13 protein-coding genes are annotated in these 14,784 nt (G+C 69.1%); 5 read left to right on the forward strand and 8 right to left on the reverse strand.

Going from position 1 to position 14,784, the window contains the following annotated elements:
* Positions 1–2: 2 nt before the first annotated feature.
* Genes TTY48_RS02650 through TTY48_RS02660 form a run of 3 tightly spaced genes read left to right on the forward strand, consistent with a single transcriptional unit; the run spans position 3 to position 4,674 of the window.
* Positions 3–1,466, forward strand: a complete 1,464-nt coding sequence (locus TTY48_RS02650) for a class I adenylate-forming enzyme family protein (protein ID WP_220656033.1) — start codon at positions 3–5, stop codon at positions 1,464–1,466.
* Between the two features lie 35 nt (positions 1,467–1,501).
* Entirely contained in the window at positions 1,502–3,271 is a 1,770-nt protein-coding gene (locus tag TTY48_RS02655) for a DUF3556 domain-containing protein (protein WP_220656034.1), read from the forward strand.
* Entirely contained in the window at positions 3,268–4,674 is a 1,407-nt protein-coding gene (locus tag TTY48_RS02660; RefSeq protein ID WP_220656035.1) for an NAD(P)/FAD-dependent oxidoreductase, read from the forward strand. The genes TTY48_RS02655 and TTY48_RS02660 overlap by 4 nt, the downstream gene beginning before the upstream one ends.
* Before the next feature lie 6 nt (positions 4,675–4,680).
* Here TTY48_RS02660 and TTY48_RS02665 read toward each other — a convergent pair whose 3' ends face one another.
* The 7 genes from TTY48_RS02665 to TTY48_RS02695 all read right to left on the reverse strand — a co-directional run bounded on the left by TTY48_RS02665 (position 4,681) and on the right by TTY48_RS02695 (position 10,806).
* Entirely contained in the window at positions 4,681–5,127 is a 447-nt protein-coding gene (locus TTY48_RS02665; RefSeq protein ID WP_220656036.1) for a hypothetical protein, read from the reverse strand.
* Positions 5,128–5,137: 10 nt separating this feature from the next.
* Complete coding sequence (locus TTY48_RS02670; RefSeq protein ID WP_220656037.1) at positions 5,138–6,145, reverse strand: diiron oxygenase; 1,008 nt, start codon at positions 6,143–6,145, stop codon at positions 5,138–5,140.
* A gap of 98 nt (positions 6,146–6,243) precedes the next feature.
* A complete protein-coding gene (locus TTY48_RS02675; RefSeq protein WP_220656038.1) occupies positions 6,244–6,612 on the reverse strand; it encodes a DoxX family protein in 369 nt (122 codons plus the stop codon).
* Entirely contained in the window at positions 6,609–7,208 is a 600-nt protein-coding gene (locus tag TTY48_RS02680) for a TetR/AcrR family transcriptional regulator (RefSeq protein ID WP_220656039.1), read from the reverse strand. The genes TTY48_RS02675 and TTY48_RS02680 overlap by 4 nt, the downstream gene beginning before the upstream one ends.
* A gap of 91 nt (positions 7,209–7,299) precedes the next feature.
* Positions 7,300–8,301: a ketol-acid reductoisomerase gene (gene ilvC / locus TTY48_RS02685; RefSeq protein WP_220658418.1), complete on the reverse strand. Its 1,002-nt coding sequence runs from the start codon at positions 8,299–8,301 to the stop codon at positions 7,300–7,302.
* A gap of 52 nt (positions 8,302–8,353) precedes the next feature.
* Positions 8,354–8,857, reverse strand: coding sequence for an acetolactate synthase small subunit (gene ilvN / locus TTY48_RS02690; RefSeq protein WP_220656040.1), 504 nt, complete (start codon positions 8,855–8,857; stop codon positions 8,354–8,356).
* Positions 8,854–10,806: an acetolactate synthase large subunit gene (locus TTY48_RS02695; RefSeq protein ID WP_220656041.1), complete on the reverse strand. Its 1,953-nt coding sequence runs from the start codon at positions 10,804–10,806 to the stop codon at positions 8,854–8,856. The genes ilvN and TTY48_RS02695 overlap by 4 nt, the downstream gene beginning before the upstream one ends.
* 305 nt (positions 10,807–11,111) lie before the next feature.
* Here TTY48_RS02695 and TTY48_RS02700 point away from each other — a divergent pair, with 305 nt between their 5' ends.
* A complete protein-coding gene (locus TTY48_RS02700) occupies positions 11,112–11,615 on the forward strand; it encodes a PH domain-containing protein (RefSeq protein ID WP_220656042.1) in 504 nt (167 codons plus the stop codon).
* Positions 11,616–11,693: 78 nt separating this feature from the next.
* Entirely contained in the window at positions 11,694–13,535 is a 1,842-nt protein-coding gene (ilvD, locus tag TTY48_RS02705; protein ID WP_220656043.1) for a dihydroxy-acid dehydratase, read from the forward strand.
* 58 nt (positions 13,536–13,593) lie between these two features.
* Here the strand turns inward: ilvD and TTY48_RS02710 are convergent, their stop codons facing one another.
* Entirely contained in the window at positions 13,594–14,718 is a 1,125-nt protein-coding gene (locus TTY48_RS02710; RefSeq protein WP_220656044.1) for a DoxX family protein, read from the reverse strand.
* Positions 14,719–14,784 lie beyond the last annotated feature (66 nt).

Consider the following 14,784-nt stretch of genomic DNA (forward strand, 5'->3'; position numbering starts at 1 on the left):
CCGTGTCCACCGACCTCACCTTCGCCACCGTCCCCGACACCCGCGCCGGGGCCGCGCCGCACGATCTGGCCGTCGCCGACGACGCGCTCGATCTCGACAACACCGCCTTCCTCGACGCGGTACGGCGCACCACCGCAGGGCTGCGGGCGGCGGGAGTCGGACGCGGCGATGTGGTGGCGATCCGGCTGCCCAACACCGCACACCTGGTGGTCGGCCTGTTCGCGGCGTGGCGGCTCGGCGCCGCCGCCACCCCGATCAATCCCTATCTCACACCGAACGAATCGGGCTATCAGATCAGCGACGCCGGGGCGCGCGTGCTCATCGCGGCCGACGACGCGGCCCCCGCCGGAGTGACGGTCCTGCGCCCGGAGTCCCTGCTGGAGAACGCGCCCGACGACGGCGCGGCGGTGGCGGCACCGTCGGACCTGGCGCTGTTGATCTACACCTCCGGGACCACGGGGCGGCCGAAGGGCGTCATGCTCGATCACGCGAACCTGATCGCGATGAGCGAGATGTCGAGTGCGGCCTTCGAGTTCGAGCCCGGCGAGCACAGCCTGCTGATCCTGCCCCTGTTCCATGTGAACGCGATCGTGGTCTCCACCCTCAACCCGCTGCGGGCCGGCGGCCGGGTGACCATCGTGGGCCGATTCGATCCGCGCACCTTCTTCGACATCGTCGAACGCACCGGGGCCACGTACTTCTCGGCCGTGCCGACCATCTACACCATGCTGGCGGGCCTGCCGCCCGAGGTGCGCCCCGACACCTCGCGGGTGCGGTTCGCGGTGTGCGGCGCCGCACCGGCGAGCCGCGAGCTGCTGACGGGCTTCGAGGCGCGGTACGGCTTCCCGCTCATCGAGGGCTACGGCCTGTCCGAGTGCACCTGCGCCGCCACCTGCAACCCGCTCGACGGTGTCCGCAAGGTGGGCACCGTGGGCCTGCCGCTCCCGGAGCAGCGGATCAGGATCGTCGACGCCCACGGTGCCGAGTTGCCCGCGGGCGAGGCCGGCGAGGTGCTGCTCGCGGGACCGAACATCATGCGCGGCTACCTGAATCGGCCGGAGGAGACGGCGAAGACACTGGTCGACGGCTGGCTGCACACCGGCGATGTGGGATTCCTCGATGCGGACGGCTACCTCGTCCTGGTGGACCGCGCGAAGGACATGATCATCCGCGGCGGGGAGAACATCTACCCCAAGGAGATCGAGACCGCGGTGTACGCGCTGGACGGGGTGGCCGAGGCCGCCGTGATCGGCCGCCCGGACGAGAAGTACGGAGAGGTGCCCGTGCTCTACCTGGTGGCCGCCCCCGGCGCCTCGCTCGCGGCCGAGCGGGTCCTGGCCCACACCGGCGAGCATCTCGCGAAGTACAAGCAGCCCACCGCCGTCACGATCGTCGATCAGCTGCCCAAGAACCCCGTCGGCAAGATCGACAAGCCCGCCCTGCGCCGCCTCGACGCCGCCCACTGACCTCCGTCCCGAAGCGAAGAGAGAAGAAGACCGCCATGGGATTCCTGCAACCCGCCTTCCCGCCCGTCGACCCCGACGAATTCCTCGCCCGCCCCATTCGCGAGCGCACCAAGTTCGCCACGCAGCACTGGGTGGACAACGGTTTCGGCAGCGCCTGGGGCATCTACCTGGTGTACATCGCGAAACTCGCGGTGCTGTTCGCCTTCGGTGGAGTGCTCGCCGCCACGGCCACATCGGGCCTGCACTTCTGGGATGTCGGCCAGTGGTGGAACAAGCCGATCGTCTACCAGAAGCTGGTGCTGTGGACCGTGCTGCTCGAGGCCATCGGGATCGCGGGCGCGTGGGGACCGTTGACCTTCAAGATCAAGCCGATGACGGGCGGGATCCGGTTCTGGGCCCGCACCGGGACCATTCGACTGCGCCCATACACCTGGGTGCCGTTCACGGCCGGCAACCGGCGCACCGGTCTCGACGTGGCGCTGTACCTCGCCCTGCTCGCGAGTCTGGTCGTCGGTATCGCGCTGCCCGGCGGCGCGGTGGGCGATTCGCCGTGGCCGCTGCTGCCGCCGGTGTCGATGCTCGCGCCGATCGCACTGCTGATCCTGATCGGCCTGCGCGACAAGACGATCTTCCTCGGCGCGCGCGGCGAGCAGTACCTACCCGCCCTGATCATGTTCGCGCTGTTCCCGCTGCTCTCCTTCGCCACCCTGATCGTGGGGCTCAAGCTGCTGATCGTGTCGGTGTGGGTGGGCGCCGGACTGTCCAAGATCGGCCGGCACTTCATCATGGTGATCCCGGTGATGGTGTCCAATTCGCCGTGCATGCCGTTCAAGGGACTGCGGCGGGCGCACTACCGCAACGCGCCCCACGATCTGCTGCCCTCGAAGTTGTCGCGGTTCATGGCCGAGGGGCTGGGCACGTTCGTGGAGATCGCCGCTCCCCTGGTGCTGCTCTTCTCCACCAACCGGACGCTCACCGTGGTGTGCGCCGTGTTCATGGTGTGCTACCACTTGTTCATCATCTCCACCTTCCCGCTGGCGGTGCCGCTGGAGTGGAACCTGCTGTTCGCGTACACCGCCGTCTTCCTGTTCGTGGGATTCCCCGCACAGGAGGGGTTCTCGGTGCTGGACATGTCGCCGGCCTGGCTGGTGCTGCCCACACTGGCCGCGCTCGCCTTCTTCCCGGTGCTCGGCAACATCCGGCCCGATAAGGTCTCGTTCCTACCCTCCCTGCGGCAGTACGCCGGTAACTGGGCGACGGGCATGTGGGCCTTCGCGCCGGGCGCCGAGGAGAAGCTGAATCGGGTGCAGCGGCCGGTGCACAACACCGTCGATCAGTTCGTGGCCTTCGGCATCGATCGGAAGTGGGCGGAGGTGCTGCTGGAGAAGGGGCTCGGCTGGCGGGCGCTGCACAGCAACGGTCGGGGCCTGTTCTCGATGATGTTGCGGCACGTGCCCGATGTGGAGCAGCGCACGCTGCGCGAGGGCGAGTTGGTGTGCAACACCCTGATCGGCTTCAACTTCGGCGACGGGCACCTGCACGACGAGCGGCTGATCGCCGCGGTGCAGGAGCAGGCGCGGTTCGAGCCCGGCGAGGTGATCGTGGTGTGGGCGGAATCGCAGCCGATCACCCGGATGAGCCAGGACTTCAAGATCATCGACGCCGCCCTCGGCGTGATCTCGCGGGGACGGTGGAGCGTGATCGACTGCGTGAACAGCCAGCCCTGGCTGCCCGACGGTCCGGTCTCCTGCGAGATCACGTGGACGACCGACCCGGTGCGGTTCCCCGTAGGCTCGTCGGTATGACAACCGGCACCGTCGTCGGCGGCGGACCCAACGGGCTCGCCGCGGCGATCACCCTGGCCCGCGCGGGGATCGAGACCACGCTGCTGGAAGCGGCCGACACCGTGGGCGGCGGCGTGCGCTCCTTCGAGGCGCTGGCCCCCGGCCTGATCCACGACCACTGCGCGGCGATCCATCCCATGGCGGTGGGCTCGCCGTTCCTGGCCTCGATCGACATCGAGCGGCGCGGGCTGCGGTGGCGCTCGGCGGAGCTGGATTGCGTGCACCCCCTCGACGGCGGTAGTGGCGGCGTGCTGCACCGCGGTGTGGCCGAGACGGCCGCCGGGTTGGGGCCCGACGGCGCGGTGTGGCGCCGGCTGTTCGACCGGTCGGTGCGGCACTTCGACGCGATCTCCCCCACCATGATGGGGCCGATGCTGCGGGTGCCGCGGCATCCGGTGGCGCTGGCGGAGTTCGGGATGCCGACGCCGCTCCCCGCTGCGGCGCTGGGGCGTGCCTTCCGCACCCCGCAGGCCCGCGGCCTGTGGGCGGGCATCGCGGCGCACACCTTCCAGCCGCTGCATCGCCCGATGACCTCGGCCATCGGCCTGGGACTCATCACCGCCGGCCACCGGTACGGCTGGCAGGTGGCCGAGGGCGGATCGGGCAGCATCGCCGCCGCGCTGGCCGCCGAGTTCGAGGATCTGGGCGGGAAGATCGAGACCGGGGCCCGGGTGAGCGCGGCGAACCTACCCGCGTCCGATGTCACACTGTTCGACCTGGATCCGGGGCAGGTCGCGGCGATCCTCGGCGACCGCCTCCCGCGGCGGATCGGGCGTGCGCTGAGCCGGTTCCGGCACGGTCCCGGCGCGTTCAAGGTGGATTTCGCGGTGCAGGGCGGGGTGCCCTGGACCAATCCCGATGCGCGACGGTCCGGCACGGTGCACCTCGGCGGCGAGTTCGCCGAGGTCGCCGCCACCGAGCGGGAGATCGCGGCCGGACGGATGCCCGAGCGGCCCTTCGTGCTGGTGGGCCAGCAGTACCTGGCCGACCCCTCGCGCAGTTCGGGCGATGTGCATCCGGTGTGGTCGTACGCGCACGTCCCGGCGGGTTTCACCGGCGACGCCACGGCGGCGATCATCGCGCAGATCGAGCGCTTCGCCCCCGGGTTTCGCGACCGGATCGTGGGCACCGCGGTGTGCTCGACCACCGAGATGTCCCGCTACAACGCGAACTTCGTGGGCGGCGATATCAACACCGGCGCCAAGGACCCCATGCAGCTGGTGTTCGGCCCGCGGATCACGCTGCAGCCCTACGACCTCGGCGTGCCGGGGATGTACATCTGCTCCGCCGCGACGCCGCCCGGTCCGGCCGCGCACGGTATGTGCGGCTTCCACGCCGCGACCCGGGCGATCGCGCGACTGTGATCCGGCTCAGGAGTTCGGGGCGCTGAACACCTCGTAAAAATGGGCGACGCTGTCGACTTCGCCCTCGTCCACACGTTTGAAGGCCTTGTTGATCGGTGACGCGTACTGTCCACCGGACACCACGCTCAGCGGCCCCACGAACTGCACTCCGTCATTCGGAGTGTCGATCCATCGGTAGCCCGCGTGCCGCACCAGCACCTCGCCGACGTAGCAGCCGAAGACGAAGATCGTCTCCGCCATCGCGTCGGACCCCGGCTCACGAAAGCCGTCGAGGACCTCGTCCACTGCTCGCAGCGAGCCCGGCGTGTAGTCGAGCTCCAGTCCTGCCACGGACCGCGCCGCGTCGACCGCGACGACCGCGAGTTCTGCAGCGTTCGCGGCCACCGGCGCGGCGGGCAACCTCAGCGCACGTCCTTCCCACGCCGGACCCGGAACTCGATTGTCCTCACCCATGACAGAGAGATTACTGCGCGGCGTAAGCGGGCTCGCTGCGGAAGCGCGAGACGCGGCCGTCGATACCGCAGATCCGCCACATCAGCCGGGCCAGCGGATTCCACAGGCCGGCCTTCTCGGCCATCATCCGCACATCGCCGAAGACGTCGCGCTTCATCTGCTGCGATTCGGGCGAACGCCAGAAGATGTCCTTCTTCACCGACCGCGGGATGTCGAAGGTCTCCCAGAACTGCTTGGGCGGCATCATGATCATCGTGACCATCACCCGCATGGTGATCGGCAGCATCAACGAGAGCACCAGGCGCGGGAACCATCCGCGAGCCGGAATGCGGTGCTCCAGCAACTGATGCGCGAAGCCGATGTGCCGGGCCTCCTCGGCCACGTGGATCTGCATGATCGAGCTCATCGCGGGATGTTGCTCGGAACCCGAGCGCAGGAACTGCTTCTGCAGGTGATCGATCGGCTCCTCACCGCCCAGCACCATCATGTAGAAGTACAGCGGCGTGATCGTGGCGGACAGCGGCACGATCGGCGAGATGCGGCGCAGGAACCAGCTGCCGCCGGGGACGTCCACGCCCACGCGGTTGACGAACTCCTGGAACATCAGCGTGTGCTGGCACTCCTCCTTCGCCTCGTGCGTGGCGTACCGGAACTCCGGCGAGTTGTTGGGCAGCGCGGCGGTGTACTGCATGATACCGCGGATCAGCATGGACTCGAACTGCAGGCCGACCTTGGCGACATTGGCCTGGCGCCACATGCCGATCTCGATCTGCTTCGCCAGGGGCTGCGCCTGGTACCAGGGGTGCCGACCGATCGGATCGAAGCGGGGATCGCACACCCAGCGCGGATCGTCCGGGACGATGGCCAGCTCCGGGTTGTCCCAGTCGATGTCGATGTACGGGTCGAAGTTGCGCCGCACCGACGCCTCCGAGAGATCCTGGAGCGTCTCCTCGTACTCCGCCTGTCCCGGGAACGGGTCGTTCATGGTCCGGCTCATGTGCGTCAGTGCCAGTCGCATCTCACGTCTCGCTTTCGTCCGCGGCCCCACCCTGGTGATAGCCGATTGGCCCTAGACTATCACTATCAATCAGCAGCGCTGGTTTCTTTCGAGACGCGTTAGACGTAGGACGCGATCAGCACGATCGTCGAGAAGGCGAGCATCCCCAGGCAGTTCACCCAGAAGGTCGAGCCCATGAAGTTCGCGCGCACGTGCGCCACGGCCGCACAGACGAAGTAGACGACCACGCCGGCGTTCGCCGCGACGCCGACGCCCGGGAACTGCAGCCCTGCGAGGAGCCCGGCACCGGCGCACACCTTGATCACGATGAGCGTCCACCACCAGTCACGCGGGAACCGCACCCCGTCGAGGCAGTCCTGGATGAGTTGCGGCGGCCGGATCGAGAGCAGGGCGTCGCCGAGGAGGACGACGGCGAGCGCCACCGTGAGCCAGGGCCAGTGCGGGGTATCGATGTATCCGGTGGTCATTGCGGAACTCCTTGTCCGAGAATCTGTTCGATGGCTTCAATGAGACCCGCACCGGCTTTCTCCCGCGTGATCGCGACCCCGGACGTGGTGAACAACAGGCCGATGTAGACGAAGTAGAGGGTGCGGGCCGCGGCCTCGGGATCGCGATGCCCCGCAGCCGCGAAGATCCGCGCGAAGTCCCCGCGGAGCTCGTCCGCCAGATCGCCGAAGGTCCGCGAGCGATGAACGCCCCGAGCGAGCACGGCGGCGTACTCGCGCGAGAGGTCACCGTCGGCGTTGAAGTAGGTGACGAAGGGCGCGACGCTGCCCACCAGCCGGGCGACGGCCTCGTCGACCGACAGCGCGGGCAGCGGCTCACCCCCGGGGCGTTCGGCGTGCACCGCCGCGATCCAGTCGTCGACGATCGCGATGAGCAGCGCATCCTTGTCACCGACCGCCATCACGGTCCCCACGCTGACGCCGGCGTCCGCGGCGATGGCGCGCACCGTCGTCCCGGTGAAACCGTGCGCCCGGAACGACCGATCCGCCGCCGCGAGCACCCGGGCCCGGGTGTCGGCCTTCGCCTCGGACCGCGACTGAACACGTTCACTGAACATGTTCAGTACGGTATTCCTTCTCGCCCGGACACACAAGAGCCCCGTCGAACCTCAGCGGTTCGACGGGGCTCCGGCGTGTGGGGAGACCCGGTTACGCGGTCTCGGTGATCGGCCGGTCGACCCAGCTCATCAGGTCGCGCAGCTTCTTGCCGGTGACCTCGATCGGGTGCTCGGCGTTCTCCTTGCGGAGCGCCTCGAGCTGCTTGTTGCCGCCCTCGACGTTCGCGACGAGCTGCTTGACGAAGGTGCCGTCCTGAATGTCGGACAGGATCTCCTTCATGCGCTCCTTGGTGCCGGCGTCGATGACGCGCGGGCCCGAGAGGTAGCCGCCGAACTCCGCGGTGTCGGACACCGAGTAGTTCATGCGCGCGATGCCGCCCTCGTACATGAGGTCGACGATCAGCTTCAGCTCGTGCAGCACCTCGAAGTAGGCCATCTCCGGCGCGTACCCGGCCTCGACCATGACCTCGAAACCGGTCTTGACGAGCTCCTCGGTGCCGCCGCACAGCACGGCCTGCTCACCGAAGAGATCCGTCTCGGTCTCCTCCTTGAAGGTGGTCTTGATGACGCCGGCGCGCGCACCACCGATGGCGGCGGCGTAGCTCAGCGCGAGGGCCTGGCCCTCGCCCTTCGGGTCCTGGTCCACGGCGATGAGCGCGGGAACGCCCTTGCCGTCGACGAACTGACGGCGGACCAGGTGGCCCGGGCCCTTCGGCGCGACCATGGCGACGGTGATGTTCGCCGGCGGCTTGATCAGGTCGAAGTGGATGTTGAGGCCGTGGCCGAAGAACAGCGCGTCGCCGTCCTTGAGGTTGGGCTCGATGTCATTGGTGTAGATCGACGCCTGCGCGGTGTCGGGTGCGAGCACCATGATCACGTCGGCCCACTCGGCGACGTGTGCCGGGGTGTCCACGGTGAGGCCCTGCTCCTCGGCCTTGGCGCGCGACTTCGAGCCCTCCTGCAGGCCGATCCGCACGTCGACGCCCGAGTCACGCAGGCTCAGCGAGTGCGCGTGGCCCTGCGAGCCGTAGCCGATCACGGCCACCTTCCGGCCCTGGATGATCGAGAGGTCGGCGTCCTCGTCGTAGAACATTTCGACTGCCACTTGGTTCGGTATCCCTTCGGTTCCTAGAAACTTGTGATGATTATCGCGTTGCCGTGATCGACTTCGGACCCCGGCCCAGGGCGATCACACCCGATTGGGCGATCTCCCGGATTCCGAACGGGTCCAGCACGGCCAGCAGCGCATCCAACTTGTCCGGCGTGCCGGTGGCCTCGATGGTCACCGAATCCGGTGAGACATCGACGATCTTGGCCCGGAACAGGTCGACGGTGTCGGTGACCTGGCCACGGGTGGTGGCGTCGGCGCGCACCTTGATGAGCATGAGCTCGCGCGCCACCGAGGTCGTCGAATCCTGTTCGACGATCTTGAGAACGGAGACCAGCTTGTTCAGCTGCTTGGTGACCTGCTCCAGGGGCAGCTCGTCGACCGTCACGACGATCGTCATGCGGCTGACGCCCTTGAGCTCGGTACCGCCCACCGCGAGGGATTCGATGTTGAATCCCCGGCGGGAGAACAGGGACGAGACGCGGGCGAGCACGCCCGGACGGTCCTCGACCAGAACGCTCAGCGTGTGCGTGGTGCTCACTTCTGCTCCTCCGAACGCTCCATCACGGCGTGGATGACGGCCGGCTCGTCGGCCGCGTCGTCCTCGTCGAACAGCGGACGGATGTCCCGCGCCGCCATGATCTCGTCGTTGCTGGTGCCGGCGGCCACCATCGGCCACACCTGGGCGTCGGCGCCCACGATGAAGTCGATGACCACCGGGCGGTCGTTGATCTCGCGGGCCTGCGCGATGATCGCGTCGACGTCCTCCTCGCGCTCGCAGCGGAAGGAGACGCAGCCCAGGGCCTCGCCGAGCTTGACGAAATCGGGGATGCGCATCGAGTGCGTGGACAGGTCGGTGCTGGAGTAGCGCTGCTCGTAGAAGAGCGTCTGCCACTGCCGCACCATGCCCAGGTTGCCGTTGTTGATGATGGCCACCTTGATCGGTGCGCCCTCGATAGCGGCGGTGGCGAGCTCCTGATTGGTCATCTGGAAGCAGCCGTCACCGTCGATCGCCCAGACCTCCTTCTCGGGAGCGCCCATCTTGGCGCCGAGGGCCGCGGGAACCGCGTAGCCCATGGTGCCGAGGCCGCCCGAGTTCAGCCAGGTGCGCGGCTTCTCGTACTTGACGAACTGCGCCGCCCACATCTGGTGCTGGCCCACGCCGGCGCAGTAGATCGCGTCGGGACCCGCTGCGGCGCCGAGGCGCTCGATCACGAACTCGGGGCTCAGCGCACCGTCGGAGGGCTTGTTGTACGCCAGCGGGTAGGTCTCGCGGATCCCGTCCAGGTAGCTCCACCAGGTGGCGAGGTCGGGGGCCGCGATGGTGGCGCGGTCCTCGGAGATCGCCGCGATCAGCTCGGTGATGACCTCCTTGCAGTCGCCCACGATCGGGACGTCCGCGAACCGGTTCTTACCGATCTCCGCCGGGTCGATATCGGCGTGGATCACCTTGGCATCCGGCGCGAAGGAGTCGAGCTTGCCGGTGACCCGGTCGTCGAACCGCGCGCCGAGCGTGACCAGCAGGTCGGAGCGCTGCAGGGCGGCCACGGCACCGACGGTGCCGTGCATGCCGGGCATGCCCATGTGCTGCGGGTGGCTGTCCGGGAACACGCCCCGGGCCATCAGGGTGGTGACCACCGGAATCCCGGTGAGCTCGGCCAGCTTCAGCAGCTCCTCGGAGGCCTCGGCCTTGAGCACGCCGCCGCCCACGTAGAGCACGGGCGACTTCGCCGCGGCGATGAGGCGCGCGGCCTCCCGGATCTGCTTGCCGTGCGGCTTGGTCACGGGGCGGTAGCCGGGCAGGTCGATCTGCGGCGGCCAGGAGAAGACGGTGTCCTCCTGCAGCACGTCCTTCGGGATGTCGACGAGCACCGCGCCCGGGCGTCCGCTCTGCGCCAGGTAGAAGGCCTCGGCGATCACGCGCGGGATGTCGGCGGCGTCGTACACCAGGAAGTTGTGCTTGGTGACGGGCATCGTGATGCCCGAGATGTCGGCCTCCTGGAAGGCGTCGGTGCCGATCAGGGGGCGACCCACCTGGCCGGTGATCGCGACGATCGGGACCGAGTCCATCTGGGCGTCCGCGAGCGGGGTCACCAGGTTGGTGGCGCCGGGACCGGAGGTGGCCATGCACACGCCGACCTTGCCGGTGGCCTGGGCGTAGCCGGTGGCGGCGTGGCCGGCGCCCTGCTCGTGCCGCACCAGGACGTGGCGCACCTTCTTGGAGTCGAGCAGCGGGTCGTAGACCGGGAGGATGCAGCCGCCGGGAATGCCGAAGACCGTGTCCACACCGATCTCCTCGAGCGACCGGACCACGGACTGCGCGCCCGTGACGCGCTCGGGCGCTACGGTGCGGGCACCGTCGAGGGTGCTGTGCGCGACGTCGGCGACGTTCGACTTCGAGGCGGCGGGGTGCGCGCCGGGGATTCCGGCGCCGGGCTTGCGGGCCCCGGGCTTCTGCCCTGGGTGGGGCCGAGCGGTAGGTGCACTCACGGCTTGACCTTCTCGTGCTCGTGGAGATCTTCTGCGTTATGGACGGTTCGACGCGCGGCGCTGTCCGGAAGTCCATCCGGGCAACAAAAAACCCCCGTCAGCGGTAGCTGAGCGAGGGTGGCGCGTCGATGCTGGTGTGAAACGGATGTAACCGGTTCAGGCGGCGACGCGCCGACCGATTACGAGGAGCTGGTAGCTGTGCTTCACAACAGTGAAAGTAGGCCTCCACGTGCGCCTGAGTCAAACCGGCGAGTCAGTGCGTCTCACATTCTGGGATGTTGCTGCCGCATGCGACAATGCATGTTATGAGCGACAGCCCCGCCACCAAGGACTCGACCCGCATCGTGACCACCGATCACACCTCGGACACCGAGGTGCCGATCAACGCGGGCGATCGTGTGGTCTTCAAGCACCCCGGCATCGCCCTGCTCGGCGTCGCACTGTTCGCGGTGTGCCTGGCGCCCATCGTCGGACCGTGGACCGTGGGCCGCGCGATGGACGGGGGCGCGGCGAGCGTGGGCCTGCAGGTCCTGGGCTGGCTACTGCTGCTGCTTCCGATCCTGGCCGCGCTCTGGATCCTGCGCGTACGCACCGTGATCGGCCCCAGCGGGATCCGCTCGGTGCGCGTCACGAGCAGCGACTCCATCGACTGGGACGACCTGTCGGGGATTAGACTGGGGAACAACGGTGCGGTCTACGCAGTCCGCACCGACGGCTCCGAGGTGCGCCTACCCGCCGTGACCCTGAGCCAGCTCCCCCGCGTCGCAACCGCCTCCGGGGGACGCATTCCGGACATCACCGGGGAATAAATCACCCTCGCGCAGGCTCATTCCTGTAGAGGGAATCCGTTTCTCAGCCACTAGTTCAAGATCCGAGGCTCACGTCCAATGCCACCGCTCCGCTCACGCACCACCACCGTCGGCCGCAACGCCGCGGGCGCTCGCTCGCTCTGGCGCGCCACCGGCCTCACCGACAGCGACTTCGGCAAGCCCATCGTGGCGATCGCCAACTCGTACACCCAGTTCGTCCCCGGTCACGTGCACCTCAAGGACATGGGCGAGATCGTCGCCGAATCGGTCCGCGCCGCCGGCGGCGTGGCCCGCGAGTTCCACACCATCGCCGTCGACGACGGCATCGCCATGGGCCACGGCGGCATGCTCTACAGCCTGCCCAGCCGCGAGATCATCGCCGACTCCGTGGAGTACATGGCGAACGCCCACACGGCCGACGCGCTGGTGTGCATCTCCAACTGCGACAAGATCACCCCGGGCATGCTCAACGCCGCGATGCGGCTGAACATCCCCACCGTCTTCGTCTCCGGCGGGCCGATGGAGGCCGGCAAGGCCGTGATCGTCGACGGGATCGCCAAGGCGCCCACCGACCTCATCACCGCCATCTCGGCGTCCGCGAACGACGCGATCGACGAGGAAGGGCTCAGCGAGGTCGAGCGGTCCGCCTGCCCCACCTGCGGTTCCTGCTCGGGCATGTTCACCGCGAACTCGATGAACTGCCTCACCGAGGCCCTCGGCCTGGCCCTGCCGGGCAACGGCTCCACACTCGCCACCCACGCCGCGCGCCGCGCCCTGTTCGAGCGCGCGGGCACCGTGGTGGTCGAGGCCGCCACGCGCTACTACCGCGACGGCGACGAGTCGGTGCTCCCCCGCAACGTCGCCACCCCGGCCGCCTTCCGCAACGCGATGGCGCTGGACGTGGCGATGGGCGGTTCCACCAACACCGTGCTGCACACGCTGGCCGCCGCGCAGGAGGGCGAGGTCGACTTCGACCTGGAGACCATCGACGCGATCAGCCGCAAGGTGCCCTGCCTGTCCAAGGTGTCGCCGAACAGCGACTACCACATGGAAGACGTGCACCGGGCCGGCGGAATCCCCGCCATCCTGGGCGAGCTGCGCCGCGGCGGCCTGCTGGAGACCGACGTGCACACCGTGCACGAGCAGTCCTTCGACAAGTGGCTCGACGACTGGGACATCCGCTCCGGCAAGGCCACCGACGAGGCGCTCGAGTTGTTCCACGCGGCACCCGGCGGAGTGCGCACCACCGAGCCCTTCTCCACCAAGAACCAGTGGGAGAGCCTCGACACCGATCAGGCGGGCGGCTGCATCCGCGACATCGAGCACGCCTACACCGTGGAGGGCGGGCTGTGCGTGCTGCGCGGCAACATCGCCGTGGACGGCGCGATCCTCAAGACCGCGGGCATCGACGAGGACCTGTTCACCTTCGAGGGCCCGGCCGTGGTGGTCGAGTCGCAGGAGGAGGCGGTCTCGAAGATTCTGGGCAAGCAGATCACGCCGGGCGACGTGATCGTGGTGCGGTACGAGGGCCCCAAGGGCGGCCCCGGCATGCAGGAGATGCTGCACCCCACGTCCTTCCTCAAGGGCCGGGGACTGGGCAAGGTGTGCGCGCTGATCACCGACGGCCGCTTCTCCGGCGGCACATCGGGCCTGTCGATCGGGCACATCTCCCCCGAGGCCGCGGCCGGGGGCGTGATCGGCCTGGTCGAGGACGGCGACCGGATCCGCATCGACGTGCACACCCGCGCCCTCGAGGTGCTGGTGGACGACGACGAGCTGGAGCGGCGCCGCGCCAAGATGGAGGCCTCGGAACGCCCGTGGCAGCCGAAGGACCGGCAGCGCACCGTGACCACCGCGCTGCGCGCCTACGCCGCCCTGGCCACCTCGGCCGACAAGGGTGCGGTGCGGCACGTGCCGTGACCCGATAGTCGAAAGAAGCCCCGGTCCTCGTGGACCGGGGCTTCTTCGTTGCGTGGGGTCAGCGCTTGACCAGTGGGTTGGCGCCGTTGAGCAGGATCCACACCGTGACGGCCGCGGCGATCGCGATGATCAGCCACACCACCGACCCGATGTAGGGGCGGCGCGCCCAGCCGCGGTTGAAGTCGAGCGAGAGCTTGCCCGGCCCGGTGAGCAGGATCGCGACCGAGGCGAACATGAGCAGCAGCTCGTACTCCACGCCCTTCGGGGCGAAGAAGACGATGCCCTGTCCCAGGGTGGTGAGCTTGAACAGCGTGGCCGAGAGCATGACGCCCACGGCGCCGGCGGCGGCGATCGGCGTGAGCAGGCCGAGCACCAGCATGGCGCCGCCACCCAGTTCGACCACGCCGGTGGCGACGGCGATCACCTTGGTGAACCGTTCGAAGCCGAGCGACGGGTCGGGGCTGTTCTGCAGGTACTTCGCGAAGCCGTCGATGTCCGGGCCGCCCCAGATGCCGAACAGCTTCTGCGCGCCGTGCGCCGCGAGGATCACGCCGACGGCCACCCGCAGCACGAGCAGGCCGAGGTCGGTGGTGCCGCGCTTGGCGGCCTGCTTGGCCGCCCGCAGCTCCTCGCTCTCGTCGCCCACGGGCTTGCCGAAGCGGCGGCCGCGCGGCGGCTCGATGACATCGGTGGCGGCGGCCTCGACCGGGACGCCCTCGGCCTCGGCTCGCGCCTGCGCCGCGCGCTCGCGGCCGGCGCGGCGGTTGTACCGCTTGCCGAACTCGTCGCGCTCCTCACTGGACAGCGCGGCGCCGTCGGCCGGCGTCGTGCCGCTGGTGGAGATGGCCTCGGTGGCGGCGTTCGCCGCCGCGATGGCCGCGGCGAGGTCGCTCGTGTCCGGCACCGCGGGGGTGTCCCCGGCGGGCGGGGTCACGGCGGCGGGTGGGGTCACGGCGGCGGCCGCAGTCGGCGGCGCGCTGTCGTCCCCGGCGGCCGTCGGCTCGTCGCGGTACCGCGGCAGCACCGGGCCGATGCCGGTATCCGAATCGTCGTGGGGGTCGAGCACGAACCCACCGGTCGGGTGTCGCTCACCGAACCGCGGCAGATCGCCGGTGGACGAGGTGTCCAACGGGGCCTGCGGGGCGTCGGTCGACTCTTTCTCGGTTCCGTCCTTGTCGCTCACGTCACCCAGCGTAGAGTGCGCGGGCCGTCCGAGCCGGGAGCGAACCGCGCTCACCCCCGATCGGTA

The sequence above is a fragment of the Tsukamurella sp. TY48 genome, from assembly GCF_019656655.1.
In the GTDB taxonomy this organism is placed as follows: domain Bacteria; phylum Actinomycetota; class Actinomycetes; order Mycobacteriales; family Mycobacteriaceae; genus Tsukamurella; species Tsukamurella strandjordii.

Coding starts and splice junctions, on each gene's coding strand:
- TTY48_RS02655 (WP_220656034.1), top strand. CDS start 1,502: ATGGGATTCCTGCAACCCGCCTTCCCGCCCGTCGACCCCGACGAATTC.
- TTY48_RS02660 (WP_220656035.1), top strand. CDS start 3,268: ATGACAACCGGCACCGTCGTCGGCGGCGGACCCAACGGGCTCGCCGCG.
- TTY48_RS02665 (WP_220656036.1), bottom strand. CDS start 5,127: ATGGGTGAGGACAATCGAGTTCCGGGTCCGGCGTGGGAAGGACGTGCG.
- TTY48_RS02670 (WP_220656037.1), bottom strand. CDS start 6,145: ATGCGACTGGCACTGACGCACATGAGCCGGACCATGAACGACCCGTTC.
- TTY48_RS02675 (WP_220656038.1), bottom strand. CDS start 6,612: ATGACCACCGGATACATCGATACCCCGCACTGGCCCTGGCTCACGGTG.
- TTY48_RS02680 (WP_220656039.1), bottom strand. CDS start 7,208: ATGTTCAGTGAACGTGTTCAGTCGCGGTCCGAGGCGAAGGCCGACACC.
- ilvC (WP_220658418.1), bottom strand. CDS start 8,301: ATGTTCTACGACGAGGACGCCGACCTCTCGATCATCCAGGGCCGGAAG.
- TTY48_RS02700 (WP_220656042.1), top strand. CDS start 11,112: ATGAGCGACAGCCCCGCCACCAAGGACTCGACCCGCATCGTGACCACC.
- ilvD (WP_220656043.1), top strand. CDS start 11,694: ATGCCACCGCTCCGCTCACGCACCACCACCGTCGGCCGCAACGCCGCG.